Source organism: Streptomyces sp. DSM 40868, assembly GCF_011820545.1.
Lineage (GTDB): Bacteria > Actinomycetota > Actinomycetes > Streptomycetales > Streptomycetaceae > Streptomyces > Streptomyces eurythermus.
On record NZ_CP050504.1, the window covers coordinates 566485 to 592189 of the forward strand.

The window sequence follows — 25705 nt, forward strand, 5'->3', positions numbered from 1 at the left end:
CGGCGGCCCGTTTCCCGACCGGGGTGAGGCGGCACGGCAGCGCCCACGGTGCGGAGCCGGCCGCGAGCACCGCGACACCGATCAGCAGCCGGGCGGGACGGGCTATCCGGTCAGGACATGCTGATCTCCAGCCAGGGGCTCATCATGATTCCGGTCGCGCCGCGCGGCTGCTCGGCGAGTGCCGCGCGGGCCGCTTCCAGGTTCTGGCCCGGCCCCTGCCAGAACGTGTACGGCTTGCCCTTCTGCTCCGGAGGGATCAGCGCCCAGTACTGGTAGTGCGTCAAGGTGAGGTAGACGCGCTTCTGGATGTAGTCCAGCACCACCTTGACGTTGTGTTCCCAGTTGCTTCCCGTACCGGTGTACTCGGCGAACCCGCGGGGTGCCGTGGCCGCGTTCTGGACCGAGGAGCCCGCGCCGGACTGCGAGTGGGCGGTGTAGTGGGCGTGCAGACTCCGGGCGTGCGCGGGGACGGCCGCGGGGTCGAACCCGTTGTCGGGGAGCCTGCCGTAGTCGTCCTGGTGCCAGCTGCGCAGGGTCCCGGGCTCGTGCGGGCTCTTGTCGCGGTCCGCCTTCTGCGCCTCGGTCCGCTCGTCGATCACGGGTTGTTGCTGTCCCTGGTCCGGCTGCTCCAGCTGGTAGCGCACGTCGAAGATGAGGTTGAGCAGCGGGCGCGGCAGCATCTCGGCGGCCTGACCCAGCGTGAGCCGGGTCAACGGCAGGTTCCCGCCGCCGTGTGCGTGCTGCCCGAGCCTGGGCTGCTCCTTCGGGGCCTTGTCGACGAGCGGGCCGAGCGAGTTGGCGGTCTTCTCGCGCATCGTGGTGTCGTCGCCCCAGTACGGCTCCTCCCGGTTGGCGATGAGGGACGTGTGGTAGTAACCGGTTTCGCCGGTGTCCGGCTCCGTCGCGTACCGGGTCGTGGCGTTCGGCACCGGGACCATGGCGCCGGGTCCGTCAGGGTGGCCCGGCGGGTTGTAGTTGGGGACGTAGGTCTGCTGTTCCTCCAGGACGGCGTTCACCGCGTTGACGAGTTCGGTGGTCAGCCGCAGGGCCTCCGGCATGTCGGACAGCCTCCGTTTGATCTCCTTGAGCCTCGCCTCGTAGGTGCCCGTGGTGTCCACCTGCTGGGCGCGGTGCACCTCGTCCTCCACCGCGATCGCCAGATACCTCCGGAACTGGCGCGGGTCGAGCGTCGTTTCGGTGGCGCCCACGCCCCGCATGTACATGCCTGGGGTGATCTTGACGATGCGCTGCACCGCGGCCGGTCCGCCGGCCCCCGTGTGCGCCTCGGAAGCGGCACCGGGAGCGGGGGCGTGCGCCTGGGCGGCGTGCCCCGCCAGGACGTGCCGTGCGGTGGCCTCCGCTTCCCGCTCGAACCGGTCGGCGGGGTCCGAGACCCGCAGACCGGACCCGTTGTCGGTTCCGGCGACGGGGCCCCGGCGCTGCTGGATCACGTGTACGAGCTCATGGGCCAGGGTGTGCCGGTCCGCCCCGCCCTCCCCGAGGACGACATGGCTGCCCGAGGTGTAGGCCCGTGCTCCCACCTCCGCCGCCGAGGACCGGGCCGCCGCGTCGCTGTGGATCCGCACGTCGGAGAAGTCGGCGCCGAGCCGGGCTTCCATGTCGGTACGGGTGGCCTCGTCCAGGGGACGGCCAGGGGCACGCAGCACGTCGTGGACGGCGGAACGCTGCACCTCGGGCTGCTCGTGTCCACAGCCGGCACCGTGCTGGTGGGGCTCCGCGGGCAGGTGTCCGGCCCGGCGCAGCATCTGCACCACGGCGTCGTTCCCGGCAGCCGCCTGGAAAGCCGCGAGGCCCGGCGCGTCCGCCTGCGGTCCGGCGGTGGCCCGCCGGGCCGGCGCTCGGCGGGTGTCCGCCCCGGTCGTCCTCGTCCTGCTGTGGTCGTGCACGTGTTCCTCATCTGACGGCCGAATGCGACTCCCTCCTGGATACAGGGCGCGAGGGGAGGCACGCCAGAGACCTCGGGGCAGCCCGGGAGGACCGAACGGGCACCTCGGTGTGCCCTTGTGGCAGCCTGCCGGCAACCGGCGGGCGCACGGCCCGAATCGGATTGCTGCCGGAAGTCGGCTGCCCTAGGGTGAGGGCACTTCGACGAGAGGCTCCCTGGGAAGTACGCCGCAGAGCGGGAGCGTCCCACCTCCCTGAGGTGCCGGAGGGGCGGCAGCTGTCCTTGTCGGCCCTTCCTTCCTTTCGGAGGCTCCTTCATGAACGTCGGTATCGGCCTGCCCATCGGCGACCCTGCCACTCTGCTCACGTGGGCCCGGCGCGCCGACGCCGGTCCTTTCAGCACCCTCGGCCTGCTCGACCGGCTCGTGTACCACAACCCGGAGCCCCTGGTGGCCCTCGCCGTTCTCGCGGGCGCGACCTCCCGCCTCCGGGTCCAGACCGAGGTACTCCTCGCGCCGCTGCGGGACACCGCCCTCCTGGCCAAGCAGGCCGCCACGCTGGACCGGATGACCGGCGGCCGCCTGGTCCTCGGCCTCGGCATCGGCGGCCGCGATGACGATCACCAGGTCACCGGCATCGACAAGCGCACCCGGGGCCGGCGCCTGGACGAACAGATGGCGGTGCTGCGCCGCCTGTGGTCCGGCCGGCCGTACGGCGACGGGGCCGGCCCGATCGGCCCCGCTCCCGCCCGGCCCGGCGGCCCCGAGGTGCTGTTCGGCGGCTTCCAGCCCCCCGCGCTGGAACGCGTCGCACGCTGGGGCGACGGCTTCCTCTCCGCAGCGGCACCGTCCTGGGCGGGCGGCATGTTCGAGACCGTCCGCGCGTTCTGGAAGGAGTACGGCCGCGACGGCGAACCCCGCATGGTCGCACAGGTCAACGTCGCGCTCGGCCCCGACGAGGTCGTCGCCGACGCCCGGGCCGCCATGCACGCCTACTACACCTTCACCGGCATGGCCGACCGCATGGTGGCCGGCCTGCTCACCACACCCTCCGAGATCCGCGCCGCGATCACCGCCTTCGGCGACCTGGGCGCCGACGAGGTCATGCTCTACTGCTACGGCCTCGACCCCGACCAGGTAGACCGCCTCGCCGACGTCGTCTGAGGGCTCGGGATGGGCACTGGGCCGACAACACGGCTCCGCCACCCCGTCTTCCGGCCCGGCGGCCGCGGTGTGTTTCGTGGCCGCCGGGCGGGGGTGGTCAGGCGAGGGTCGCGTCCAGGGTGATCTCCTTGATGCCGGAGAGGGCCATGGTGACCGGGCAGTTGGTCTTCGCGGTCTCGGCGGCCTCGCGGAAGTCCTCCTCCGAGATGCCGGGGACGGTCGCGCGGACCGTGAGGGCCAGGCGGGTCAGGCCCGCGCCGAGTTCGAAGGTGACCTCCGCCTTGGTGTCCACGGACTCCAGGGTGTGGCCCTTGCTCTCCAGCGTGTGGGTGAGGGACATGTTGTAGCAGGCGCACTGGGCCGCCGCGATCAGCTCCTCGGGGCTGGTCCGGCCGGCCGGCTCCTCGGCCCGGCTCGGCCAGCTCACCTCGTGGGTGGCGGCGTTGGAGGAGGCGAGGGTGACCGTGCCCCGGCCGTCCTGGAGGGTGCCTTCCCAGTGGGAACCGGCGGTACGGATGACTGCCATGGTGAACCTTTCGCTATGGGTTGTGCGAGTGGAGACGGGGGCGTGGAGCGCCCCCGGCGGACGCCGGACGTCAGGCGTCCTCAGGCGGCGACGCGTTCCTGTTCCGTCAGTGACAGGCGGCGTGCCGACAAGGCGATGAGTACGACGGCCGCGCCCAGCAGTACCGCGGCATTGGGTACCACGTCCGCCAGGCCGTCCCCGGCGCCGAGGACGCCGGACAGGCCGTCCACCGCCCAGTACTGGGGGGTGACGTAGGCGACGGCCTGGGTCCAGCCGGGCAGGGAGTCCACCGGCAGGAAGGCGCCGCCGATCACCCCGCCGACGATGCCGACCAGGTTGGTCAGCGCGCTGATCTGCTGGCTGGACCCGCAATGGGCGACCAGGAACAGGGCGATCGCCATGATGACGGCCACCACCGCGACGATCATGAGCACGAGCCCGGCCACGGAGCCGCGCAGGTGCAGATCCAGGACGAGCCAGCCGAAGGCGAGCATCAGCAGGATCTGGAGCGTGGAGACCGCGGCGTAGGGCGCGGTCTTGCCCAGCAGCACCTCCGCGGAACGGGCGGACGAGGCCCGCAGCCGCTGCCAGGTGCCCCAACCGCGTTCCAGGAAGAAGCCGTTGCCCATGAAACCGGTCATGAAGAAGGCGAACATGACGGTGAAGCCGGGCACGGCGAAGTCGGCGCCGCTCATGGAGGCGCCCGCGTCGAAGCTCTCGCGGACCACCGGGGCGAGCCCGTCCGCCATGATCCCCATCATCACCGCGGGGGTGACGATCAGGAGCATGACGACGGCCTGGTCCTTCCAGAGCATGCGCCACTCGTTGCCGCCGATGACGGCCAGCCGGTCGAGCCGCATCACGCCACCTCCTCGACGAGTCCCGCCGGTTCCTCCCCGGTCAGGGCCCAGAACGCGGTCTCCAGGGAGGCCGGCAGCACATTGACGGACTTCAGTTCGGGGGCGCCGGCGCCGGTGTCGAGCCGGGCCAGCAGCGCGGGCAGTTCGGCCGCCGGGTCGGAGACCTCGTGCCGCTGCCGGGTGCCGTCGCCGAAGGTGAACTCGACGGCGGACTTGGCGTGCCGGCCGATGGTCTCGGCGACGGTGCCGTCGGCGAGCACCCGGCCCCGGTGGATGATCACGACCCGGTCGCAGATGCTCTCCACCTCGGCGAGGTAGTGGCTGGAGAACAGCACCGCGGCGCCGCTCTCCCGCGCCGCCCGGACCACCAGCTCCAGCATGTGGGTGCGGGTGCGGACGTCGAGGCCGACGGTGGCCTCGTCCAGGAGCAGCAGGCGGGGGCGGGCCATGAGCGCGACCGCGACATGGGCGCGGCGCGCCTCGCCGCCGGAGAGGACGCCCGCGAGCCGTCCGGCCTGGTCGGTCAGGCCCAGCAGGCCGATCAGTTCGTCCGCCCGCGCGTCGGCGTCGTGGCGGCTCGCCCCGGTGAGCCGGCCGAAGAACCGCAGGTTCTCCCGCACGGTCAGCCTCGGGTACAGGGCGGTGTCCTGGGCGGCGAACCCGATGTGGGCGCGGGCCCGCTCCGGGTGCGCGCGCACGTCGTGGCCGTCCACCGTGACGGTGCCCGAGTCGGGTGTGACCAGGCCGACGATCGTCTCCAGCGTGGTCGATTTCCCGGCGCCGTTGACTCCCAGCAGCCCTACGATCTCACCGGCCGCCACATGGAAGGACACACCGTCGACGGCGGTCACCTCGCCGTAGCGCTTGACTAAGTCGATGACTTCGAGCACTTCACTCCTCTCGCACACGGACCCGATGTCACTTCGAGCGCCTGCCGCCGCCCGGTCGTCCGCCCCGTTCACACGGCGGCGGACCCCTGGCGGTAGAGCGTCACCAGTTCGCCGCGCTCGTACAGGTCGGCGCACCCGGAACGCCGGAGCTTGCCGCTGGACGTTCTCGGCAGCGTGCGCATGCGGACGAGGAGCACATCGGCGGGGGCGATGCCGAACTCCCGCACGATCAGCGCCGTCACCTCGCGGGCGAGGGCCCGGTGGTCCTCGGGGGACGCGGGGCGTACCTCCTGGGCGACGACCAGTTCCTCGCCCTCCGCGGTGCGCGCCCCGAAGGCCGCGCACTCGCCCTCGTGGGCGCCGGGCAGGGTGCGCACGACGCGTTCCACGTCCAGGGCGTTGAGGTTGCGGCCGCGGGCGATCACCACGTCCTTCAGCCGCCCGGTGACGTACAGTTCGCCGTCGTGCAGGAAGCCGAGGTCGCCGGTGCGCAGGGCACCGCCGGGGAACGCCGCCGCGGTGGCCTCGGGGTCGTCCAGGTACCCCAGCGCCACGCTGCGCCCCGACACCTGGATCTCACCGATCACGTCGGGGCCGAGGGTCGTTCCGTGCTCGTCCACGATGCTCACTTCCTGATTGCCGGCAGGCGTGCCACACGATACTGCGGTCACCACCGGGCCGTCAGAGGTACTCCCGGTCGGCCGGACGGGGCCGCGTGCACCGTCCGGGCGGCGCACGGTGAGGGTGCGCAGCGGCTGTCCGTCCGGTACCGCCGTGACGACGAGCGTGTTCTCGGCCAGGCCGTACCCCACGCGTACCGCGCGCTCGTGCAGGCCGTAAGGGGCGAGCAGTTTCTGGAACGCCTCGACCGTCTCGGGCACGACGGGGTCGGAGCCGACGACGACGGTGCGCAGGCCGGACAGGTCCAGGCCGTCGAGGTGCTCGGCGGGTTCGGCGGCGAAGCGCCGGTTGAACAGGGCGAGGCCGAAGTTGGGCGATCCGGTGACCGTGGCGCCGCCCCGCTGGGCCGCGCGCAGCCAGCCCAGCGGGGAGCGGATGAACGCCTGAGGGGGCATCAGCACCAGGCTGCCGCCGGACAGCAGCGAGCTGAGCAGGCCGCCGATGAGGCCGAAGTCGTGGTAGAGCGGCAGCCAGGAGCAGAAGGGCCGGCCGGGGCCGAGGCCGAACCGCTCGGCGAACATGGCGGTGTTGTCGAGCACCCCCGCGTGGGTGACCTGGACGCCCTTGGGGACGCGGGTGCTGCCGGAGGTGAACTGGAGCAGGGCGACCGGGCCCGCCGCCTCGGGGGCGTCGGGCCGGTCGGGGACCGGTTCGGGCCGGTCCGGGACGAGCGGCAGGAACGGGTGCGCGGCGGCGCCGTCGAGCGCGCCGGCGAACTCGCGGTCGGTCAGGCCGAGCCGGGAGGCGCAGCGTTCGGTGACGCCGCGCACGTGCTCCTGGTAGGCGGCGCCCTGGCGGCGGCCCATCGGCGGGGCGACCATGGCCGGGGTCATTCCGGCCAGCAGGGTGCCGAAGAACGCGGCGACGGCGGCGAGGCCGGAGTCGAATACCAGCGGCACCCGGTCGCCGGGCCGGGCCCCGGACTCGCGCAGCAGCCGGCCGGCCCCGGCCGCGTGCCCGGCCAGTTCGGCGAGGGTGACGGTGCGGTCGCCGTCGGGTTCCACCAGGGTCAGGAAGGGGTGGCCGGGCCGGTCGTGGACGGCGTCGAGAAAGGCCTCGGCGAGGGTGCGTTCGCGGCTCATCGGGCGCCTCCCCGGGCCCCGGCCGCCGTGTGGGTGAAGAAGCCGCGCCCGGCCTTGCGGCCGGTCTCGCCGCGCTCCACCATCCCCACCAGCAGGTCGCAGGGGGTGAACTTGGGATCGCCGGTGTGTTCGCGCAGGACGTGCAGGGTGTCCACGATGACGTCCCAGCCGATGAGGTCGCCGGTCTCCAGCGGGCCCATGGGGTGGCCGAAGCAGTCCCGGAAGATCCGGTCGACGGTCCGGGCGTCCGCGGTGCCCTCCTGGACGACCTGGGCGGCCTCGTTGCAGGTGAGCATGAGCACCCGGTTGGTGACGAAGCCGGGGCCGTCGGAGACGTGGATGCCCTTCTTGCCGGTCAGCTCCAGCAGTCGCTCCGCCTGGCGCAGGGCCGCCTCGCCGGTCCTGGGGCCGCGGACGACCTCCACGGTGTCCTTCAGCGGGGCGGGGTTCATGAAGTGCATGCCCAGGACCTGTCCGGGGCGGCGGGTGCGGGCGGCCAGGCGGTCGACGGGGATCGCCGAGGTGTTGGTGGCGAACACCGTGTCCTCGGGGCAGGCCTTGTCGAGCTGTTCGAAGATGCGTTCCTTGACGTCCGTGCGCTCGGGGCCGCACTCCACGACGAACCAGGCGGTGTCCAGGTCGCCGTAGTCGGTGGTCCACCGGATGAGTGCCGCCGGGTCCGTCCCGGGGGCCGGCGCCGTACCGCCCCGGGAGCCGTGCAGCAGGCGGCTCAGCCGCAGTCCGTCCGCGACGCGGCGGCGCGCGCCGTCCAGGGCCTCCCGGCTGGGGTCGACCACCACCACGGGGTGGCCCGCCTGGGCGACGCACTGGGCTATCCCGGCGCCCATGACCCCGGCGCCGACGATCCCCACGGGCCGCTGGGTTTCCTGGCTCACTGTCCTCCTCCAACCGTCCTGGATCCTGCGCTGCCTGTGCCGCCGTGCCCGGTCGTCTCCCGTTCGCGCGCGCGGTGCGCGGCGAGCCGCTCGGCCAGGGCGGCGCGGTGCTCGGTGAGCATCGTGAAGTGGTCGCCCGGCACCTCCACCACGGTCAGCCGGCCGCGCACCCGTTCGCGCAGCGCCGCCAGCCCCTGGTCCGTCAGCCGTCCGCCGGCGGCGCGTACGGCCGTCAGGTCGCCGGGGTAGTCGGGCACCTCCCAGGCGGCGAAGGCCGCGTCGTTGGCGCGCAGGACGCGCAGCAGCCGCCGTACCTCCGGGTGGCCGGTGCCGGGTGGCAGCGCTCCGAGGTCGCGGGCGGTGGCGACGGCCTTCTCCAGGGGGGTGCCCGGCAGGCGGGCGTGCAGTTCCCGGGCGGTGTCCGGCGGGGTGAACGGGGCCAGCAGGCCGGCCAGCAGTGCGGCGTCGTCGTCGGTGTGGCGGGGCACGGTGGCGGTCAGGTCGGTGTCGAGCAGCAGGACGGGCGCGACCCGCTCGCCCGCCTCGAGGAGCCGCACGCCCATCTCGTAGGCGACGGCGCCGCCGAAGGACCAGCCCGCGAGGTGGTAGGGGCCGGTGGGCTGGATCTCGCGTATCGCGGCGAGGTAGCGCTCGGCCATCGCCGCCACGGTGCGGTCGGGTTCCGTGTGCTCGGCGAGGCCGTGGGACTGCACGCCCCACAGCGGGCGGGTCCCGGCGAGCGCGTCGGCGAGCGGCTGGTAGACGAGGACGTTGCCGCCGGAGGGGTGGACGCAGAACAGCGGTTCGCCGTCGCCCCGCTCGCGGATGGGTACGAGGCAGCGGGGGGCGGCCGGGTCCGGGCCGGAGCGCAGCAGGGCGGCCAGGTCGCGGACCGTGGGGTGCTCGAAGAGGGTGGCGAGCGGCAGGGTGCGGCCGGTCAGTTCCCGGACGCGGCTCATCAGCCGGACGGCGAGCAGGGAGTGGCCGCCGGACTCGAAGAACCCGTCGTCCACGCCGATCCCGCCGTGTCCCAGCACGGTCCGGAACAGGGCGAGCAGGTCCGCTTCGAGGGCGTCGGCGGGTGTGGCTGCCGGGGGGCCGGCGGGGGCGGGCGCCGCTTCGCCGGCGAGTTCGCGGCCGAGGGCCAGCAGCCGCCGGCGGTCGGCCTTGCCGTGCGGGGTCAGCGGCAGCGCGGGCAGCAGGGTGAGGGCGGCGGGCACCATGTAGGGCGGCAGCCGGTCGGCGAGCCGGGCGCGCAGTTCCTCGCCGGTGCCGGCCGGGTCGGCGCCGGGTACGGCGAAGGCGCGCAGCACACCGCCGTCGGTGTCCGTGTCCAGCACCACGGCGGCGTCCTTGGCGCCGCAGGCCCGCAGGGCCTCCTCGATCTCCTCCAGTTCGATGCGGTAACCGCGGTGCTTGACCTGGTTGTCGGCGCGGCCGACGAAGGCCAGCGATCCGTCGGGCCGGCGGCGTACGAGGTCTCCGGTGCGGTAGGCGCGCTCGGTGGTGCCGGGCACGGTGACGAACCGGCGCTCGGTCAGCTCGGGCCGGCCGAGATAGCCCCGGGCCACCTGGGCGCCGCCGATGTACAGCTCGCCGGGGACGCCGGGCGGCACGGGGCGGCCCCGTTCGTCGAGCACCCACAGCCGGGTACCGGGCAGCGGGCGCCCGATGGCGGGGCGGGAGCCGTCGGGCACGCAGTCGCCCATGGTGACGCAGACGGTGGCCTCGGTCGGCCCGTAGGCGTTGACGACCCGGCACCGGCCCGCCCAGCGGCGTACCAGTTCGGGCGGCACCGGTTCGCCGCCGAGCACCATGAGCCGCAGCGCGGGCGGGTCGGCGTCCTCGGGCAGGGAGGCGGCGACGGACGGCGGCAGCATCACGGTGTGCACCCGGTGCCGGGTCATGGCCGCGGCCAGGTCGTCGCCCACGAGTACGGTGCGGTGGTCGGGCACGCAGAGGACGGCGCCGGCGGCGAGGGCGGTGAAGACCTCCCAGATCCACGCGTCGAAGGTGGGCGCGGCGAACTGCAGGACGCGCTCGCCGGGCCGCAGTTCCCACTCCTCGCGGGTGGCGCGCACCAGGGTGGCCGCGCCGCGGTGCTCGACCAGTACGCCCTTGGGCCGTCCGGTGGAGCCGGAGGTGAAGATGACGTAGGCCGGGTCGCCGGGCGCGGCCGGGTCCGCCGGGGGCTGCGCGGTCCGCGGCGGCCGCCCGGCGAGGTGGACGACGGGTCCGGTCCAGGACGGTGGTGCCTCGCCGTCGGTGATCAGGGCGCGCGGGCGGGCGTCGGCGAGCATGGCGGCGGTACGGGCGTCCGGCTGGCGCGGGTCGAGCGGCAGGTGGACGGCGCCGAGCCGGAGGACGCCGAGCGCCGCCGCGACCATGTGCGCCGAGCGGGGCAGGCGTACGGCGACGATGTCACCGGGTGCGATTCCGGCGGCGGCCAGCCGGGCTGCGGTGTCGGCCGACCACAGGTCGAGGTCGCCGTAGGTGAAGGTGGCCTCGTCCAGCGCCACGGCGGGCGCGTCGGGGGTACGCCGCGCCTGGTCGAGGACGAGGGAGTGCAGGGTGGCGTCGGGCGCGCCGGGCAGGGGCGGGGTGGACAGGGGGGCGGCGGACGTCTCGTCCGTCAGCGGGAGCGCCAGGGCCTCGCCCTCGGGGTCGGCGGCCACCGCGCGCAGCAGGGCCAGGAAGGCGTCACCGATGGCGGCGGCGGTCTCCCGGTCGAAGAGCTGCGTGCTGTACTCCAGGCCGACCGGCAGGTCGTCGTGCCCGTCCCGCTCCCACACGCAGAAGGTCAGGTCGAACTTGGCGGTGCCGGGCGCCAGTCCGTTGTGGACGATGGTGCGGTCCTCTGCCTCGAAGGAGCTGAGCTCCAGCCCCGGCATCCGGCCCTGGATGACGGGGATCGTCTGGTGCAGCAGGACCACGTCGAACAGCGGGTTGCGGCTTAGGTCCCGCGCCGGTGCGACCGCCTCGACGACCTTCTCGAAGGGCACCTCGGCGTGTTCCATGGCGTCGAGCACCACCCGGCGGGCCTCGCGCAGCACCTCGGTGAACCGCTGGCCGTCGGCCAGCCGGGTACGCAGGGCCACGGTGTTGTTGAAGAAGCCGATCAGGCCCCGGGTCTCGGGCCGGTCGCGGCCGGCGGTCGGGGATCCCACGACGATGTCGCGACCGCCGGTGAGCCGGGCGAGCAGCACGTCGAGCGCGGTGAGCAGCACCATGAACAGGGTGGCCCGCTCCCGCCTGCCCGTCTCGCGCAGCGCCGCGGCGACCGGCGCGGGGATGGTGAAGGTGTGCAGGCCGCCACCGAAGTCCTTGCGGCGTGGGCGGGGCCGGTCGGCGGGCAGGTCGAGCACGGGCGCGTCGTGCAGCACCGTGCGCCAGTGGTCGAGTTCCCGGCGCAGTACGTCCCCGGTCAGCCACTGCCGCTGCCAGTGCGCGTAGTCGGTGTAGCGCACCGGCAGCGGGTCGAGGCGCGGGGCGCGGCGCTCGATGCGCGCGGTGTAGAACTCGGTGAGTTCGCGGTCGAGGATGCCCGGGCTCCAGCCGTCGTCCACGGCGTGGTGGACGTTGAGGCACAGCACGTGGTCCCGGGGCCCGTAGGTGACGATCAGGGCGCGCGTCAGCGGGCCGTGTTCCAGGTCGAACGGGGCCGTGGCCTCCTCCTCGACCAGGCGGCGGGCGGCGGCGAGCGGATCGGGTTCGCCGCGGACGTCCACGAACCGGCCGAGGTCGGGCAGCGACGGCGCGATGCGCAGTTCGGGGCGGCCGTCACGGGCCGGGAGATACGACCGCATGATCTCGTGCCGCTCCACCAGGTCGTGCAGGGCCCCGCGCAGTGCCTCGACGTCGAGGGTGCCGTGCAGATGGACGCGGGTGGGGATGTTGTACAGCGGGCTGCCGGGCTCCAACTGCTGGTGGTACCAGAGGCGTTCCTGGCCGAAGGACAGCACCGTGGCGTCGGTGCGGGTGATGGGGGGCGGGGCGGTGGGTGCGCCGGCGGGGGCGGGGCGTGGTTGGGGTTGCGGCTGCTGAGGCGCTTGGGGCTGCTGTGGCTCCGTGCCGGTGGTGTGCGGTTGCGGGTGCGGGACGGTGGGCCGGTGCTCCGCGGGCGCGGTCCTCGGCAGTCCCGCGCGGTCGGCGACGTACGCGGCGAGGTCGGCCAGGGTGGGGTGGTCGTAGAGGTCGATGAGTTTCAGCGTCACGCCGAACTCGCGGTCGAGGGCACTGATCACCTCCAGGGCGGTGATGGAGTTGCCGCCGAGCTCGAAGTAGTCGTCACCGTCGGCGACTTCCCCGGCGTGCAGGGCGTCGGTCCAGGCCCGGCGGACCCGGTCGACGACGGTCCCGCCGTCGGGCGCGGGGGCGTAGGCGGAGACGGAAGGGCCCACGGGCACGGGAGCTTCGGCGGACGTGGCCGGGGACGGGGCGAACTGTTCCGGCTCGGGGGCGGGCCGGGGCGCGGGCGACGCCTCCGGCCGGGGGCCCGCGCCCGGCCACAGCTCCTCCCAGCGCAGGTACTCGCCCTCCGGCCGGACCCAGCAGCGCTCCTCCTGGAACGGGTAGCCGGGCAGCGGGGTGCGCCGGGCGCCCTCGGGCCGGGGCCAGTCGATGTCCACGCCGAGCGCGTACAGCTCGGCGACCGCGCGGGCCACGGCGTCGGGACCGCTGCCCACGGTGACGAGTGCGGCGCCGGGACGCTCGGCGAGCCGGGCGGTGACAGGCGCGGGCCAGCTCGCCGTCCTCGCCCAGGGCGACGAAGACCGGCGCTCGCTCCGCCGTGAACAGCGGGTCCAGCGCGGCCCGCAGGCGGTCGCCGTCCGGGGCCGGACCGATCCCGTCCGCCGCGGCCAGCGCGGCGTCGGCCTCCTCCCGGGTCGCTTCGCCGTCGATCACCCGGGCGGCCCAGCGCCCGACGCCGGAACTGAGCAGGCTCGTCACGGTGATGCCGTATCCGGACAGCCGGCGGTGGGCGTCGAGCTGCCGGTCCAGCACGCGGGCCGCCGTCCCGCCCGGCGCGCGCTCCCCCTCGGGTACGTCCTGAGCGGGGTCCGCGACCGTGATGTCGCGGGAGAGCAGCAGATGGACGCCGTCGCGGGCCGGTGCCGCGGCGGCGCCCGCGCCCTGGCCCTGCCGGGTGCGCAGCGCCGCGAGGGCCAGGGCGCCCGCGAGTTCCTCGGTGGTCCGGGCGACCAGGCCGACCCGGTGGTCGTGGTGGTCACGGCCCGTGGTGAGGGTGAGGACGGTGTCGGCGAGCGGAGGACGGGTGGTGTCCAGGGCGGCGGCCAGGCGCTCGCAGGTCTCGGCCAGCGTGCGCGGGTTCCGGGCGGACACTCCTACGGCCAGGGGCGCGTCCAGGTGGGTGCGCGCGCCCCTCTCCTCCGCCGGTCGCGGGGGCGGGGCCTGCTCGATGACCAGGTGGGCGTTGGACCCCACCAGGCTGAAGGAGCTGACCCCGGCGCGGCGCGGCCGGCCGTCCGGCTCGGTCCACGCCCGGGCCCGGGTGACCACCTCCACACCGTGCTCGGCGGGGTCCTGCCCCTCGGGCGGGGCCGTGTAGTGCAGGGACGGATACAGCTCGCCGTGACGGACCGACAGCAGTGCCTTGACGAGTCCCGCGATGCCCGCGGCGTGGTCGAGGTGGCCGATGTTGGTCTTCACCGAGCCGATCGGCAGCGGTGCACCGGGCGCCTGGCCGCGGGCCAGCGCGATCCCGCGCAGCTCGACGGCGTCACCCAGCCGGGTGCCCGAACCGTGGGCCTCCAGGTATCCGGCGTCGCCCGGCTCCAGGCCCGCCCGGTGCCAGGCGCGGCGGATCACCTCGGCCTGGGCGGCCGGGGACGGGGTGCCCATGGCTCCGGTGCGCGGGCCGTTGTGGGCGACGGCGCCGCCCTTGACGACGGCGTAGACGTGGTCGCCGTCGCGCAGTGCCCGTTCCAGCGTGGTGAGCAGCAGGACGGCACCGCCTTCGCCGTCACCCGTGCCGTCGGCGGAGGCGTCGAAGGCGCGGCAGCGGGCGTCCGGGGAGAGGATCTCGGGGAAGTGCGCGTGGGCGTCGCGCGGCTCGTGCAGCACCTTCAGGCTGACCCCGCCGGCCAGCGCGTACTCCGCCTCCCCGTCGGCCAGTTCGCGGCAGGCGTGGAGGACGGCGACCAGGGAGCCGTTGCAGCCGGTGTCCATCGCGTACGACGGCCCGGTCAGGCCGAGCACCTGGGAGACGCGTCCGGGCAGGCCGGCGGGCAGGTTGCCGAGCAGGCTGAGCGTGTCGGGCCGGGGCACCAGCCGGAAGTAGTCGGCGCGCGGGGCGCTGAGGACGACGGCGGTGGGGGTGGCGCGCAGCGACGCGGGGCTGTGCCCGGCGTCCTCCATGGCGTGCCAGGCGAGCTGGAGGGCGAGGCGGTGCTGCGGGTCGAGCACTTCGGCCTCGCGCCGGGAGAGCCCGAAGAACCGGTGGTCGAAGGTGTCGACGCGGTCCAGGTGGGCGAGTTCCGCGTAGTCGCGGTGCGGGTCGATGCCGCTGGTGCGGATCCGCTCCGGGGACAGCGGCCGGACGCTGTCGTGGCCCCGGCGCAGGTTGTCCCGGAAGGCGTCCAGGCTGGGCGCGTCGGGGAAGCGGACGGCGACCCCGATGATCGCGACGTCGTTCATGGCTGCGACGGTCTCCTTGCGGGTCGTCTGGGGACCCGGGGCACGGCCCCGGGTCGTGGCTCCGGTCGGGGGTACGGGGTCCGGCCACCTGGCCGAGGGCCCGGACGGGGAGCCGGGATCGGGCGGTGATAAGGGATCGGGCGGGCGTACGGGAGCGGGCCGGGGCGCGGCACCAGGCGGGCGTACGGGACTGGGCGGGGGTGCGGTGTCCGGGTTCCCGGCCGTGGGACCGGGCAGGGGTGCGGGGCCGGGGCGCCCGGCCCGCGCGGGAGGCCGGTCCGTCACAGCTCCACCCTTCGCGCCCCGGCGCCCTCCGGCCCGGCGCCCTCCGGCCCGGCCGGTGCCGTGCGTGCTCGCCGCTCCACCGCCTCGGCCTGGGCCGCCACCGTGGTCAGGTCGAACAGCTCGGCCAGCCGCAGCGCCCCCGGCCAACGGCTCTCCAACCGTTCGTACAGGGCGACGAGTTTGAGGGAGTCACCGCCGGAGGCGAAGAAGTCGGCGTCGGTCCCCGGGCCGGGACGGCCCAGTACCTCGGCCCACAGGGCGGCGACGGCGCGCTGGGCGTCGGTGCGCGGCGGGCCGTCACCCGGTGCGGAGCGCCGTACCGTCGGCTCGGGCAGGGCGGCGAAGTCGGTCTTGCCGTTCCGGGTGAGCGGGATCCGGTCCAGGGCCACCACGGCGGCGGGCACCATCGCCTGCGGGAGCCGGGCGCGCAGATGGGCGAGCAGCTCGGCCTCGTCGCAGCCGGCGGGGACCGCGTAGGCGATCAGTTCGGTGATGCCGGCGGGTCCGGTGCGTGGGGTGACGACGGCCTGCCGTACCCGTGGGTGCTCCTCCAGGGCCCGCTCCACCTGGGCGGGCTCCACCCGTACGCCGCGCACCTTCACCTGGCGGTCGAGGCGGCCGAGGAACTCAAGTACCCCGTCGGTGCGGCGCCGGGCCAGGTCCCCGGTGCGGTAGGCGCGGCCGCCGGCGGCGGGGGCGTCGGTGAACCGCTGCCGGGTCAGTTCCGGCTGTCCCAGGTAGCCGCGGGCGACGCCGGTGCCGCCGATCCACAGCTCGCCGGGCACGCCCGGCGGGCAGGGACGGCCCCGCTCGTCGAGGACCTGGACGACCGCGCCGGCGACGGGCCGGCCGATGGGCACCGCGGCCTGTTCCGGGTCGGGGTCGGCGTGGTGGGTGGCGTACACGGTGGCCTCGGTGGGCCCGTACAGGTTGTGCACCCGGGCGTCGGTGGCGCGGGCCAGCTCCCGTACCAGCGGCCCGGTGAGGGGTTCGCCGGCCAGGATCAGGGCGCGCAGGCCGCGCAGCCCGGCGGCGGTGTCGCGGTCGGCGAGCAGCAGCCGGGCGGCCGAGGGCGTGACCTGGAGGTGGGTGGGCGCGAAGCGGCGCAGTTCGGCGGCGAGTCCCGGGCGCCCGACGCCGGCGGCGGACACCGCCACCGTGGCGCCCCGGGTGAGCGGCCACAGGAGTTCCGCCAGGCACACGTCGAAGGTGACGCTGGAGGTGGCGAGCCAGGTGTCGCCGGGGCCGATGGGGTCCACCTCGTCCATCACGGCCATCAGTCCGGCGAGCGACCGGTGTTCGATCATCACGCCCTTGGGCCGTCCGGTGGAGCCGGAGGTGTACAGCACATAGGCGAGCTGACCGGGTTCGGGCACCGCTATCGGCTCCGGTGACCCGGGCGGCGGCTCCTCGGCGTCCAGCAGGAGCGTGCGCAGGCCGTCCTGGGGCAGTGCGGGCCGCGCGGCGGTGGTGGTGACGGCGAGCCGGGCGCCGCTGTCGGCGCACACCCGCGCCAGGTGGGCGGGCGGGTGGCCGGGGTCGACGGGGACGAAGGCCGATCCGGAGGCGAGTACGGCGAGCAGGGCGACGGGCAGGTCGGCGGAGCGCGGTACGGCGACGACGACGGGCCGTTCGGGGCCCGCGCCGAGTTCCCGCAGCCGGGCGGCCAGCCGGCGCACGCGGTCCATCAGTCGTGCGTAGGTCACCTGGGTGTCGCCGCAGGCGACCGCGACGGCGTCCGGGGTGCGCCGCGCCCGGTCCGCGATCTGTTCGGTGACCGGCGGCCGCGCTTCCACGCGGGTGCCGGTGGCGAGCCCTGCCGTCTCCCGTTCCTCCTCGGGGGTGAGCAGGGGCAGCTCGGCGAGCGGCCGGTCGGGGGCGGCGAGCGCGGCGGTGAGCAGGGTGCGGAAGTGGCCGAGCAGCCGCTCCACCCGGTCGGGGTCGAACAGGGCGGTGCGGTACTCCACCGACAGGGCGGCGTCGTCGGCGTCCTCGGTGAAGTAGTACGACAGGTCGTAGCGCGCGGTGGGGAACGGCGGGCGCAGTTCGCGCACGGCCGGCCCGGTGTTGTCCGCGCGGGGGCCGCCGGCGCGCTCGTGGCCGACCAGCACCCGGAACAGCGGGGTGTCCGCGCCCCGGGGCACGTCGGCGGCCCGCACGATCTCGTCGAACGGCAGGTCGCCGTGGGCGACGGCGTCGGCCACGGCCCGTCCGGTGCGCCGCAGCGCCTCCCGGAAGGTCGTCTCCCCCGGCAGGTCCACGCGTACGGGCACGGTGTTGACCAGCATGCCGACGACCTCGGCGAGCGCGGGGTCGTCGCGCCGGGAGACGGGCATGCCGACGCACACGTCCCGCTGTCCGCTGAGGCGGTGCAGCAGCGCGCAGACGGCGGCGAGCAGACCGGTGGCGCTGCCGACGCCCTCCGCGCGGCACAGTGCGCGCAGGGCGGCGAGCCGGGCGCCGCCGAGCGCGGTGTGGCGGACGGCGCCTTCGTGGTCCGGGGTGGCGGGCCGCTCCCGGTCGGTGGGCAGCGCGAGCGGGGTGACACCGGCCAGCGCGCGCTTCCAGTGCGCCAGCAGCCGTTCGCGCTCCGGGACGAGCCGCTCCTCCTGCCAGGCGGCCCAGTCCGCGAACCCGGGGCCGTCCGGGGGCGGGGCGGCCGGCTCGCCGCGCCGCACCCGGGCGTACTCGCCGAGCAGCCCGTCGACGAGGACGGCGACGGAGGCGCCGTCGCAGACGGTGTGGTGGACGGTGAGCACCAGCACGTGCCGGTCCGCGCCGGTGCGCAGCAGCAGCGCCCGCAGCAGCGGGGGCCGGGCCAGCGCGAAGGGCCGCCGGAACTCCCGCTCGGCACGCTCCAGCGCCCGGGCGGTGGGGCCGGGTCGGCCACCGGGATCCTCGCCGGCCTGAGCGGCGGGACCGGGGCCGCCACCGAGATCCCCGTCAGCCAGAACAGCGGGACCGGGGCCGCCGTCGAGGTCCTCGTAGGCCAGTTCGGCGCGCACCTGGTCCGGGCCGAGGACGACCTGGAGCAGACGGCCGTCCTGGCGCAGCAGGCCGGTGCGCAGGGCCTCGTGCCGGGCCACCAGCCGGGTGAGGGCGGTGGCGAGCGCTTCCCGGTCCAGGGGCCCGGTGAGCTCCAGCAGGCACGGCACCGCGTAGAGGGCGCGGTCGGGGTCGAGTTGTTCCTCGAACCACAGCCGTTCCTGGGCGGAGGTGGCGGGCAGCACCTCGGCGGCCGCCTCCCGGGCGGGTGCGGAGTCCACGGGGCTCACCTGTCCTCTGCCGCCAGTACGGTGCCGTCGGCGCCGATCCTGACGGTGGTACGGGCCGCCGTGCGGCGCGGTGGGACCGCCGCCGGCGCCGTCCGGCCGGTCTGTTCCAGCAGCCGGGCGACGGCGGCCACGGTCGGCTGCCGGAACACCTCCGACAGGGCGAGCGCGGCTCCGTGCCGCCGCCGCAGGGTGGCCACCATGCGGGTGAGCAGCAGGGAGTGTCCGCCGCGTTCGAAGAAGTCGTCGTCGGCGCCGATGTCGTCCGTCTCCAGCAGTTCGCGCCACACGGCGGCGACGGCCCGCTCCGCGTCGGTGCGCGGTGCGGTACGGGCGCCGCCCGCGCCGGCGGCGGCCAGGGGTACCCGGGCCAGGGCGGCGAGGTCGGGCTTGCCGTTGGGGGTGAGCGGCAGGGTGTCGACGACGGCGTAGTGGCCGGGGCAGGCGGGTTCCGGCAGGGCGCGGCGGGCGATCGCCGTGGCCTGCCGCGGGTCGGGGTCGGCGCCCGGTTCACGCACGAGGTAGGCCACCAGGCCCTCGGTGGCTCCGCGCGGGTCGGCGACCACCAGGGCCCGGCGCACGCCCGGGGTGGCGGCCAGCACCGTTTCCACCTCCTGCGGTTCCACCCGCAGCCCGCGCACCTGGAGCTGGCGGTCCACCCGGCCGAGGAGCACCAGGTCGCCGCTGTCGAGGAGCACCGCCCGGTCACCGGTGCGGTACATGCGTTCGCCGGGCGCTCCGGCGACGGTGTCGGGCAGGTAGCGCCGGGCGGTCTCGTCGGGCCGGCCCAGGTATCCGGCGGTCACGCCCGCGCCGGCCACCCACAGTTCGCCGGGCGTGCCCCGCGGCACCGGACGCAGGTCCTCGCCGAGCACGTACAGGCGGGTGTTGCGCAACGGGCGGCCGATGGGCACCTGCTGTTCGTCGGTCCGGCCGGCCGGGTCGCCGGTGAACAGGGCGCTGTCCACGGTGGCCTCGGCCAGGCCGTAGGAGTTGGCGAGGACGGCGTCCGGGGCCATGCGGCGCAGCAGACGGCGGTGGGCGCCGGCCGGCCAGGCGTCGGAGCCGACGGCGAGGGCGCGCAGGAACGACAGGTCGGCATCTTGTTCCTCCAGGTGTTCGAGCAGTCCCTGGAGGACGACGGGCACGAACTCGGCGAAGCCGATCCGGTTCTCCCGCAGCAGCCGCAGCAGTGCGGGCGGGTCGAGCAGCGCGTCCTGCGGGCAGAGCACCAGGCAGGCCCCGGAGCACAGCGCGCGCACCAGGTCGGCGTGGAAGACGTCGAAGGACGAACCGGCCATCTGCAGGTGGGCGCGGACCTGGTCGAGGTGGTAGGCGGCGCTCCAGGCGCGGAAGTTGTTCAGCAGCGCGCGGTGGGTGACGGCGACGCCCTTGGGCCGCCCGGTGGAGCCGGAGGTGAACACGACGTAGGCGGTGCGGTCCGCCTCCTCGCCGGGTGGGCCGGGCAGGTGGTCACCGGTGCCGCCGATACCGTCGGTGTCGCCGGTGCGGTCGGTACCGCCGGTGTCCCCGGGTGGCGGTGTCGCGGGGAGGAAGCGGGCCGCGTCGGCGAGTTCCGGTACGAGGCCCGGGTCGCCGACGACGAGCCGGCAGCCGGACTCGGTGAGCATGGCCCGCAGTCGTTCGGCCGGGTAGCGCGGGTCGAGGGTGAGGTGGGCGCCGCCCGCCTTCCACACCGCGAGGGCGGCCGTGACCAGGCTCGCGGACTTGGGCAGGAGCAGGCCGACCACGGTGCCGGGGCGTACGCCCTCCCGGCGCAGGGTGTGGGCGAGTGCCTGGGCGCGGGTGTCGAGTTCGCCGTAGGTCAGCTCCTCGTGCCCGTCGCGGACGGCGGGGTCGTCCGGGTGCCGGGCGGCGTGGTCCTCGACGAGCCGGTGGGCGGCGAGGTCGTCCAGGGGTTCGGCCGGTCCGGTCAGGACCGAGGGCGGCGCGGCGGACGCGGCGGCGGGCAGGGTGGCGGCGAGGGGCTGGTCCGGGTCATGGGCCCAGGCGCCGAGCAGCCGGGCGTAGTCGGCGGCGAACTCCTCGGCCCAGTGGCGGCTGAAGCGCGAGGCCTCGTACTCCAGCGCGCACAGCACCCGTTCGCCGCGGTCCTCGACGGTGAGGGTGAGGTCGAACTTGGCCTCCTCGCCGGCCGCCTCGACGGTGTTGAGGGACACCGGCCGGCCGTCGAGCGAGGACACGGTGACCCCGGGCAGGTCGAGCAGGTCGATGGGCAGGCTGTGCATGTCGAACATGACCTGGAACAGGGGGTTGCGTCCGGGCACCCGGGGCGGGTTGACGGCGCGCACGATCTCGCTGAACGGCTCCTGGTGGTCGCGCACGCCCAGCACCGCCGCCCGGACCCGGTCGACGGCCTGGCGCACGGTGGGTGTGCCCGACAGATCGGCGCGGACCACGGCGGTGTTCACGAACAGCCCGATGAGCTGCTGGTAGGCGTGGGTGACGCGGCCGGTCACGGGTGTGCCGGCCACCAGGTCGGCGCCGGCGCCGCGGGCCCGCAGCAGGGCCAGGAATCCGGCGAGGAGCGTGGTGTAGAGGGTGTTGCCCTCGCCGACGGAGAACTCCTTCAGCCGGGCGACGAGGTCGGTCGGCAGGTCGAATCCGTGGGTGCCGGCGTGCGGGGCGGCGCCGTCGGTGTCGCCGGGCAGGTCGATGCGCGGTGGTGCCCCCTCCAGGTAGCGCTGCCACCAGGCCAGACGGGACCTGCGCAGCACCGAGCCGCGGCGCTGGGCCCGGGCGAAGGCGTCGTAGCCCTCCTCCAGGCGGGGCAGCGCGGCCAGGGGGTCGGTGCCCTCGCGGTGCGCGCGGTAGGCGGTGGTCAGCTCGCGCAGCAGTACGGCCGTGGACCAGGCGTCGAAGGCGATGTGGTGCATCGCCAGCAGCAGGACGTGCTCGTCGTCGGCGGTGCGCAGCAGCCGGGCCCGCAGCGGCAGGCCCGCGCCGAGGTCGAACGGGGTGTGGCGGTCCTCCTCGGCGGCGGCCCGGACCGCCTGTTCGCGGTCCGCGCGGTCGCGCAGGTCGGTGACGGGCAGCGGGAAGGGGGCGGGCGGGGGCATGGTCTCGGCGACGGGTTCGCCGTCCGGGCCTTCCGCGTAGCGGGTGCGCAGCGGGTGGTGGCGGGTGACGACGGCGGCGAACGCGGCCTGGAGGGCGGGCGGGTCCAGCGGGCCGCGCAGGCGCAGCCCGCAGGAGAGCAGGTAGCCCGAGGAGTCCTCGGCCAGCTGGTACAGGAACCACAGTCTGCGTTCGCCGTCGGACAGTTCGCGCCGGCCGCCGGCGGTCGCGGCGCCTCCCGGCTCCGGTTCCGTCCGGCCGGTGCCGTCCGCGCGCAGTTGCTCGGCGATGCCCTCGGCCGCCTCGGCGACGGTCTCGCGGTCGAGCAGCAGCCACGGGTCGAGGCGTGCGCCCAGGCGTTTTTCCAGCCGGGCGGCGAGTTCCAGGGCCCGCAGCGAGTCCAGGCCGAGGCCCACCAGGGTGTCGTCGTCGCCGATCTCGTCGTCCGCGCGGCCGACGGCCTCGGCCACGGTGCGGCGCACCAGCACGGTCAGCTCGGCGGTGTCGATCTCGCTCACGTGGTGGTCCCCTCCCCTTCCCCGGTGCCGGCCGGGCCCGCCGGGTCCGTGTCCTCGTCGATGATCCGCACGTGCGGGGAGCCGGCCTCGCCGCGGTCCGGGCGGTGTTCGAGCAGCATCCGGTCGCCGTCGCGCTCGACCGGGACGAAACCGGCGAAGCCGAGGGTGACGAGCGTGATCCGGTTGTGCGCGGTGGAGACGAACTCGGCGCGCGGCACCCGGCCGGCGGCGCGGGCCCGCTCCACGATGTGTCCGATCAGGATCCGGCCCATGCCCCGGGAGAGCACGCGGCAGGACATGAGCAGCAGCCGCAGCCGCTGTTCGCCGTCCAGCAGGTCGCTGACGGCCAGGCCGATGGTGCCGTAGGAGCCGAACCGGTCGGTGAGCCGGGCGACCAGCACCTCGTGCCGGGGTGAGGCGGCGAGGTCCCGCAGTTCCTCCAGGGAGAAGGTCAGGCCCGTGCTGTTGAGCTGGTGGGTGCGCACCGTCAGTTCGTGGGCGCGCTCCAGGTCGCCGGGGCGGGCGCGGCGCACGGTCAGGGTCAGCCCGAGGGAGGCGAGGAACTCCGCCGGGGAGCCGCTCGTGGACTCCTCGGCGGCCCTGCGGCGCTGCTCGGCCTGGTACATGGCGCGGCGCTGGCGGGACTCGGGGGTGACGAAGGGCGGCCGGAAGTCGTCCAGGTCGGGCAGGACGCCCACCTGGTCGGCCGGGTAGCAGCGCACCGTGGGGTGTGCCGCGGCGACCTCGCCTCTTTCGAAGGCGTCGTTGTCGATGAAGGCGAGGGTGTCGATGCCGATGCCGAGGGTCTCGGCCACGGCGGCGACGGCGTCGGATTTCGCGCCCCAGCCGATCTCCAGGGCGACGAAGCGGTCGGCCAGACCGCATTCCTTCAGCCAGCGTTCGGCGACGTCGCGCTCGCCCCGGCTGGCCACCGCGTGCAGGATGCCGCGGCTGTCGAGGGTGTCCAGGGTGCGCAGGGCGGCGGCGAACGGCCTGGGCCGGTCGCCTTCGAGCACCACCCCGTCCCACAGGGTGTCGTCCAGGTCCCACACCAGGCATTTGACGGTGGGAAGGCCAACGGCCGCGGTCATCTGCGTCCTTCCGGTTCGGGTGGCGCGGGGCGGCCCCGGGCGGACGGCCCGGGGCGCGGGCCGTCGTACCGGCGGGTCCCCGTGCTCAGTCGGGCAGCCGCTCCACGAGCGCGGTGCACCAGGCGGCGACGGGGCTGCTGTTCATCACCAGCACCTTGCCGCCGGCGGGCACGGACGGAGCCAGGCTCTCCAGGTTCATCAGCACGTCCGCCGGGCCGAGATGGCCGTGACCGGCCAGGTTGTCGCGGCAGACGTCGGCGATCTTCAGTCCCAGGGCGTCCTGCCAGAAGGCGAACGCGCCCATGGACAGGTTCTGCATGACCACGGCGGCCAGTTCGTCCTGTGTGGTCGCGCACCGCCGCAGCAGTTCGGCGTTGAGGTCCCGCAGCCGGTTGCGGCTTTCGATGGCGAGCTGGAAGGAGTACGCGTTCTCGTCCGCGCACTCCTCGGCCCACCGCTCGGGCGGCAGCTCGCGGTAGCGGATGCGGAACAGATCGGCGTAGCGGCCGTCGCTGCGCAGCTCCTGGCCGAGCAGCCGGTAGCGGGCGGCCCGGCCGCCGGCGGGACGCGGGGCTCCGCCGGCGGTCTCGTCGCCGGGGGTGTACGGGCCACCGCTCCCGCTGGTGTATGGGGCGGCTCCGACGGTGTGGCCGCCCGAGGTGTACGGGGCACCGCCCACGGTGTCGCCGCCCGAGGCGGACAGCACACCGCCGCTGTCGTCGTCGCCCGTGGTGAGCAGGAACGCGGCGCCGCAGTCGCCCAGGACCGTCATCGGCGGGCGGTACCGGGCGGTGGCCGCGGCCCGCACGCCCATCGCGACGAGGATGCGCCCGGGCCCGCCCCGGCCGCGCAGCAGCGCGGCGCCGATCTCGATGGCGGCGCTGCTGGACACACACCCCAGGTCGCCGACGCCGAGGGTCAGCGCCCGCGTGGCGCCGATCCGGTGCTGGAGCCGGGTGGCCTCGGAGGCCATGAGGTATTCCGGGGCGCGGCCCTGCACGAGCAGCAGCCCGTCCAGGTCGGCGGGGTCGGTGCCGGAGTCCGCGAGCACGCCCAGCGCGGCGCGCTCGGCGAGGTCGGTCTCGGTCAGCCCGCCGGCGACGCGCACCCGGTCGATGCCGAGCGCGAGCAACTGCCGGTCGCGTGCCTCCGGCAGGGTGGCCCGCTCGGGCAGGTCGGTGACGGCCAGGGTGTGTTCGGGGTGCCAGAAGTGGACGGGCCCGATGTGTATCCCGGCCCGCGCGTCGGCGTACGCGCTCATCGTGCCGCCCCGCTTCCGGCCGGGTTCCGCCCGGGGGCGGTCCGGGCCCGGCGTCCGCCCAGGACGTGCTCGGCGACCCGCAGCAGGGCCACCTCGTCGGCGCCCTCGATGATCTGCATGACCTTGGCGTCCCGGAAGAACCGCTGGGCCAGGCTGTCGGGTGCGCATCCGGCGGCGCCCTGGAGCTGCACCGCGTCCTGGCTGACGGAGGCCGCCGCGCGGGCGGCGGCGTATTTCGCGGCGAACGTCGCCGAGGCCGCGTCCGGGGCACGGTCGTCCCGCAGCCGGGCCGCCCGCTCTGCCAGCGCCCGGGCCGATTCCGCGGCCAGGTGCATCTCGGCGATCTTCGCCCGCACCAGCTCGTGTTCAGCGAGCGCGACACCGTTCTGACGGCGGGTCAGCACATGGCCGGCGGCCTCGTCGAGGCACGCGCGGGCCATGCCCACGCACCCCCAGGCGACCGTGAACCTGCCGTGGTCCAGTGCCGTGCCGATCACGTGGGAGAGGCCGAACCCCGGTGGCGCGACCCGGTTTCCGGCCGGCACCTCCACGTCCCGGAACCGGATGTGCGCGATCCGGGCACCGCGCAGCCCGAGCTGGCCGGAGACCGGTTCCCGTTCCACTCCGGGACGGTCGGTCTCGACCAGGACCGCGGTCGGGCGGTCGCCCTCGCGGCCCAGGACCAGCAGGACGTCGGCCCACTCGCCGTAGGTCACCCAGAGCTTGTGTCCGCTGATCCGCAGTCGGCCGCCGTCGCGCTCGATGGTGGTCCGGACGGCGTTCAGGTCGCTTCCCGCGTCCGCCTCGGTGACGGCGAGGCCCGCGATCCGCTCGCCCGAGGCGAGGGCGGGCAGCCAGGTGTGCCGCTGTTCCTCGGTGCCCCAGCGCAGCACGGCGGCGGCCACCATGGCCTGCACGGTGAGCAGGCTGCGCAGCGAGGTGCACACGGCACCGAGCGCGGCGGTCAGTTCGCCGAGCTGGAGTGCGGAGCGGGCGGAGCCGCCGTAGCCGGCGGGCAGGTCGGCGCCGAGGAGACCGGCCTTGGCCATCCGCTCCGCCATGTCCCGGGGCGGTCCGCCGGCCGTGTCCCACTCCGCCGCGGCCTGCCGGATTCCTTCGGTGAAGTGGTTCGGTTCGGTGAAGTCGTTCGGCTCGGTGGAGTCGTTCGGCTCGGTGGAGTTGTTCGGTTCGGTGCGGGGCAGGCGCTCGGTCACCGCCCGCCCCCGCCCGGGGCCGCGGCGGCGGCCCCCGGTGCGCCACCCTGTTCACGGGCAGAACGTTTCGCCAGGACGAAGTCGACAATCCTGGTCACCGAACGGAAGTTGTCCAGATCGAGGTCTTCCACCTCGACCGCTATTCCATACTGGCCCTCGAGGAAGGCGACGAGTTCCAGAGCGCCCAGCGAGTTGAGATAACCCCCGGCGAAAAGATCGTCGTCCGGACCGCGGACACTCTCTCGTGCGACAGTTTCGAGAAACTGCAACAGATCCCGCTCGATCACGGCTGCGGAAGACGGCATAACCGATCACCCCCGTATCTC

At 75.0% G+C, this 25705-nt stretch carries 15 protein-coding genes; 1 reads left to right on the forward strand and 14 read right to left on the reverse strand.

All coding sequences use genetic code 11. The features are described from left to right. Positions 1 to 110 precede the first annotated feature (110 nt). The gene (locus HB370_RS02585; protein WP_078637344.1) at positions 111 to 1766 is read right to left on the reverse strand and encodes a DUF4157 domain-containing protein; all 1656 of its coding nucleotides are present in this window, start codon (positions 1764 to 1766) and stop codon (positions 111 to 113) included. A gap of 456 nt (positions 1767 to 2222) precedes the next feature. On the opposite strand from HB370_RS02585, the gene HB370_RS02590 reads away from it, so the two are divergent. Then, positions 2223 to 3068: an LLM class flavin-dependent oxidoreductase gene (locus tag HB370_RS02590; protein WP_030776530.1), complete on the forward strand. Its 846-nt coding sequence runs from the start codon at positions 2223 to 2225 to the stop codon at positions 3066 to 3068. A gap of 97 nt (positions 3069 to 3165) precedes the next feature. On the opposite strand, the gene HB370_RS02595 is transcribed toward HB370_RS02590, so the two are convergent. From HB370_RS02595 to HB370_RS02665, 13 genes are all read right to left on the reverse strand, one after another. Then, complete coding sequence (locus HB370_RS02595; protein ID WP_030776527.1) at positions 3166 to 3594, reverse strand: OsmC family peroxiredoxin; 429 nt, start codon at positions 3592 to 3594, stop codon at positions 3166 to 3168. 80 nt (positions 3595 to 3674) lie between these two features. Next, positions 3675 to 4454: an ABC transporter permease gene (locus HB370_RS02600; protein WP_030776524.1), complete on the reverse strand. Its 780-nt coding sequence runs from the start codon at positions 4452 to 4454 to the stop codon at positions 3675 to 3677. Continuing rightward, positions 4454 to 5344, reverse strand: coding sequence for an ABC transporter ATP-binding protein (locus tag HB370_RS02605; RefSeq protein WP_037700256.1), 891 nt, complete (start codon positions 5342 to 5344; stop codon positions 4454 to 4456). Before HB370_RS02605 ends, HB370_RS02600 begins: the two co-directional genes overlap by 1 nt. A 68-nt stretch (positions 5345 to 5412) precedes the next feature. Next, entirely contained in the window at positions 5413 to 7107 is a 1695-nt protein-coding gene (locus tag HB370_RS02610; protein WP_051815271.1) for an AMP-binding protein, read from the reverse strand. Continuing rightward, complete coding sequence (locus tag HB370_RS02615) at positions 7104 to 8003, reverse strand: 3-hydroxyacyl-CoA dehydrogenase family protein (RefSeq protein ID WP_037700253.1); 900 nt, start codon at positions 8001 to 8003, stop codon at positions 7104 to 7106. Before HB370_RS02615 ends, HB370_RS02610 begins: the two co-directional genes overlap by 4 nt. Continuing rightward, positions 8000 to 12409: an amino acid adenylation domain-containing protein gene (locus HB370_RS41650; protein ID WP_348273524.1), complete on the reverse strand. Its 4410-nt coding sequence runs from the start codon at positions 12407 to 12409 to the stop codon at positions 8000 to 8002. Before HB370_RS41650 ends, HB370_RS02615 begins: the two co-directional genes overlap by 4 nt. Beyond that, positions 12291 to 14660 (reverse strand): polyketide synthase, encoded by a 2370-nt coding sequence (locus HB370_RS02635; RefSeq protein WP_167512935.1) that lies wholly within the window; start codon positions 14658 to 14660, stop codon positions 12291 to 12293. Before HB370_RS02635 ends, HB370_RS41650 begins: the two co-directional genes overlap by 119 nt. Positions 14661 to 14941: 281 nt before the next feature. Further along, the gene (locus tag HB370_RS02640) at positions 14942 to 18211 is read right to left on the reverse strand and encodes a non-ribosomal peptide synthetase (protein WP_051815269.1); all 3270 of its coding nucleotides are present in this window, start codon (positions 18209 to 18211) and stop codon (positions 14942 to 14944) included. 5 nt (positions 18212 to 18216) lie between these two features. Beyond that, a complete protein-coding gene (locus tag HB370_RS02645) occupies positions 18217 to 21813 on the reverse strand; it encodes a non-ribosomal peptide synthetase (protein ID WP_030776508.1) in 3597 nt (1198 codons plus the stop codon). Then, a complete protein-coding gene (locus tag HB370_RS02650; RefSeq protein WP_051815268.1) occupies positions 21810 to 22904 on the reverse strand; it encodes an HAD-IIIC family phosphatase in 1095 nt (364 codons plus the stop codon). The genes HB370_RS02645 and HB370_RS02650 overlap by 4 nt, the downstream gene beginning before the upstream one ends. A gap of 85 nt (positions 22905 to 22989) precedes the next feature. Beyond that, positions 22990 to 24165 (reverse strand): hypothetical protein, encoded by a 1176-nt coding sequence (locus HB370_RS02655; RefSeq protein ID WP_051815267.1) that lies wholly within the window; start codon positions 24163 to 24165, stop codon positions 22990 to 22992. Next, positions 24162 to 25379, reverse strand: a complete 1218-nt coding sequence (locus HB370_RS02660; RefSeq protein ID WP_244405370.1) for an acyl-CoA dehydrogenase family protein — start codon at positions 25377 to 25379, stop codon at positions 24162 to 24164. Before HB370_RS02660 ends, HB370_RS02655 begins: the two co-directional genes overlap by 4 nt. Further along, positions 25376 to 25684, reverse strand: a complete 309-nt coding sequence (locus HB370_RS02665) for an acyl carrier protein (RefSeq protein WP_037700246.1) — start codon at positions 25682 to 25684, stop codon at positions 25376 to 25378. Before HB370_RS02665 ends, HB370_RS02660 begins: the two co-directional genes overlap by 4 nt. Positions 25685 to 25705 lie beyond the last annotated feature (21 nt).

Coding starts and splice junctions, on each gene's coding strand:
- HB370_RS02585 (WP_078637344.1), bottom strand. CDS start 1,766: ATGCTGCGCCGGGCCGGACACCTGCCCGCGGAGCCCCACCAGCACGGT.
- HB370_RS02590 (WP_030776530.1), top strand. CDS start 2,223: ATGAACGTCGGTATCGGCCTGCCCATCGGCGACCCTGCCACTCTGCTC.
- HB370_RS02595 (WP_030776527.1), bottom strand. CDS start 3,594: ATGGCAGTCATCCGTACCGCCGGTTCCCACTGGGAAGGCACCCTCCAG.
- HB370_RS02600 (WP_030776524.1), bottom strand. CDS start 4,454: ATGCGGCTCGACCGGCTGGCCGTCATCGGCGGCAACGAGTGGCGCATG.
- HB370_RS02610 (WP_051815271.1), bottom strand. CDS start 7,107: ATGAGCCGCGAACGCACCCTCGCCGAGGCCTTTCTCGACGCCGTCCAC.
- HB370_RS02635 (WP_167512935.1), bottom strand. CDS start 14,660: ATGAACGACGTCGCGATCATCGGGGTCGCCGTCCGCTTCCCCGACGCG.
- HB370_RS02650 (WP_051815268.1), bottom strand. CDS start 22,904: ATGACCGCGGCCGTTGGCCTTCCCACCGTCAAATGCCTGGTGTGGGAC.
- HB370_RS02655 (WP_051815267.1), bottom strand. CDS start 24,165: ATGAGCGCGTACGCCGACGCGCGGGCCGGGATACACATCGGGCCCGTC.
- HB370_RS02665 (WP_037700246.1), bottom strand. CDS start 25,684: ATGCCGTCTTCCGCAGCCGTGATCGAGCGGGATCTGTTGCAGTTTCTC.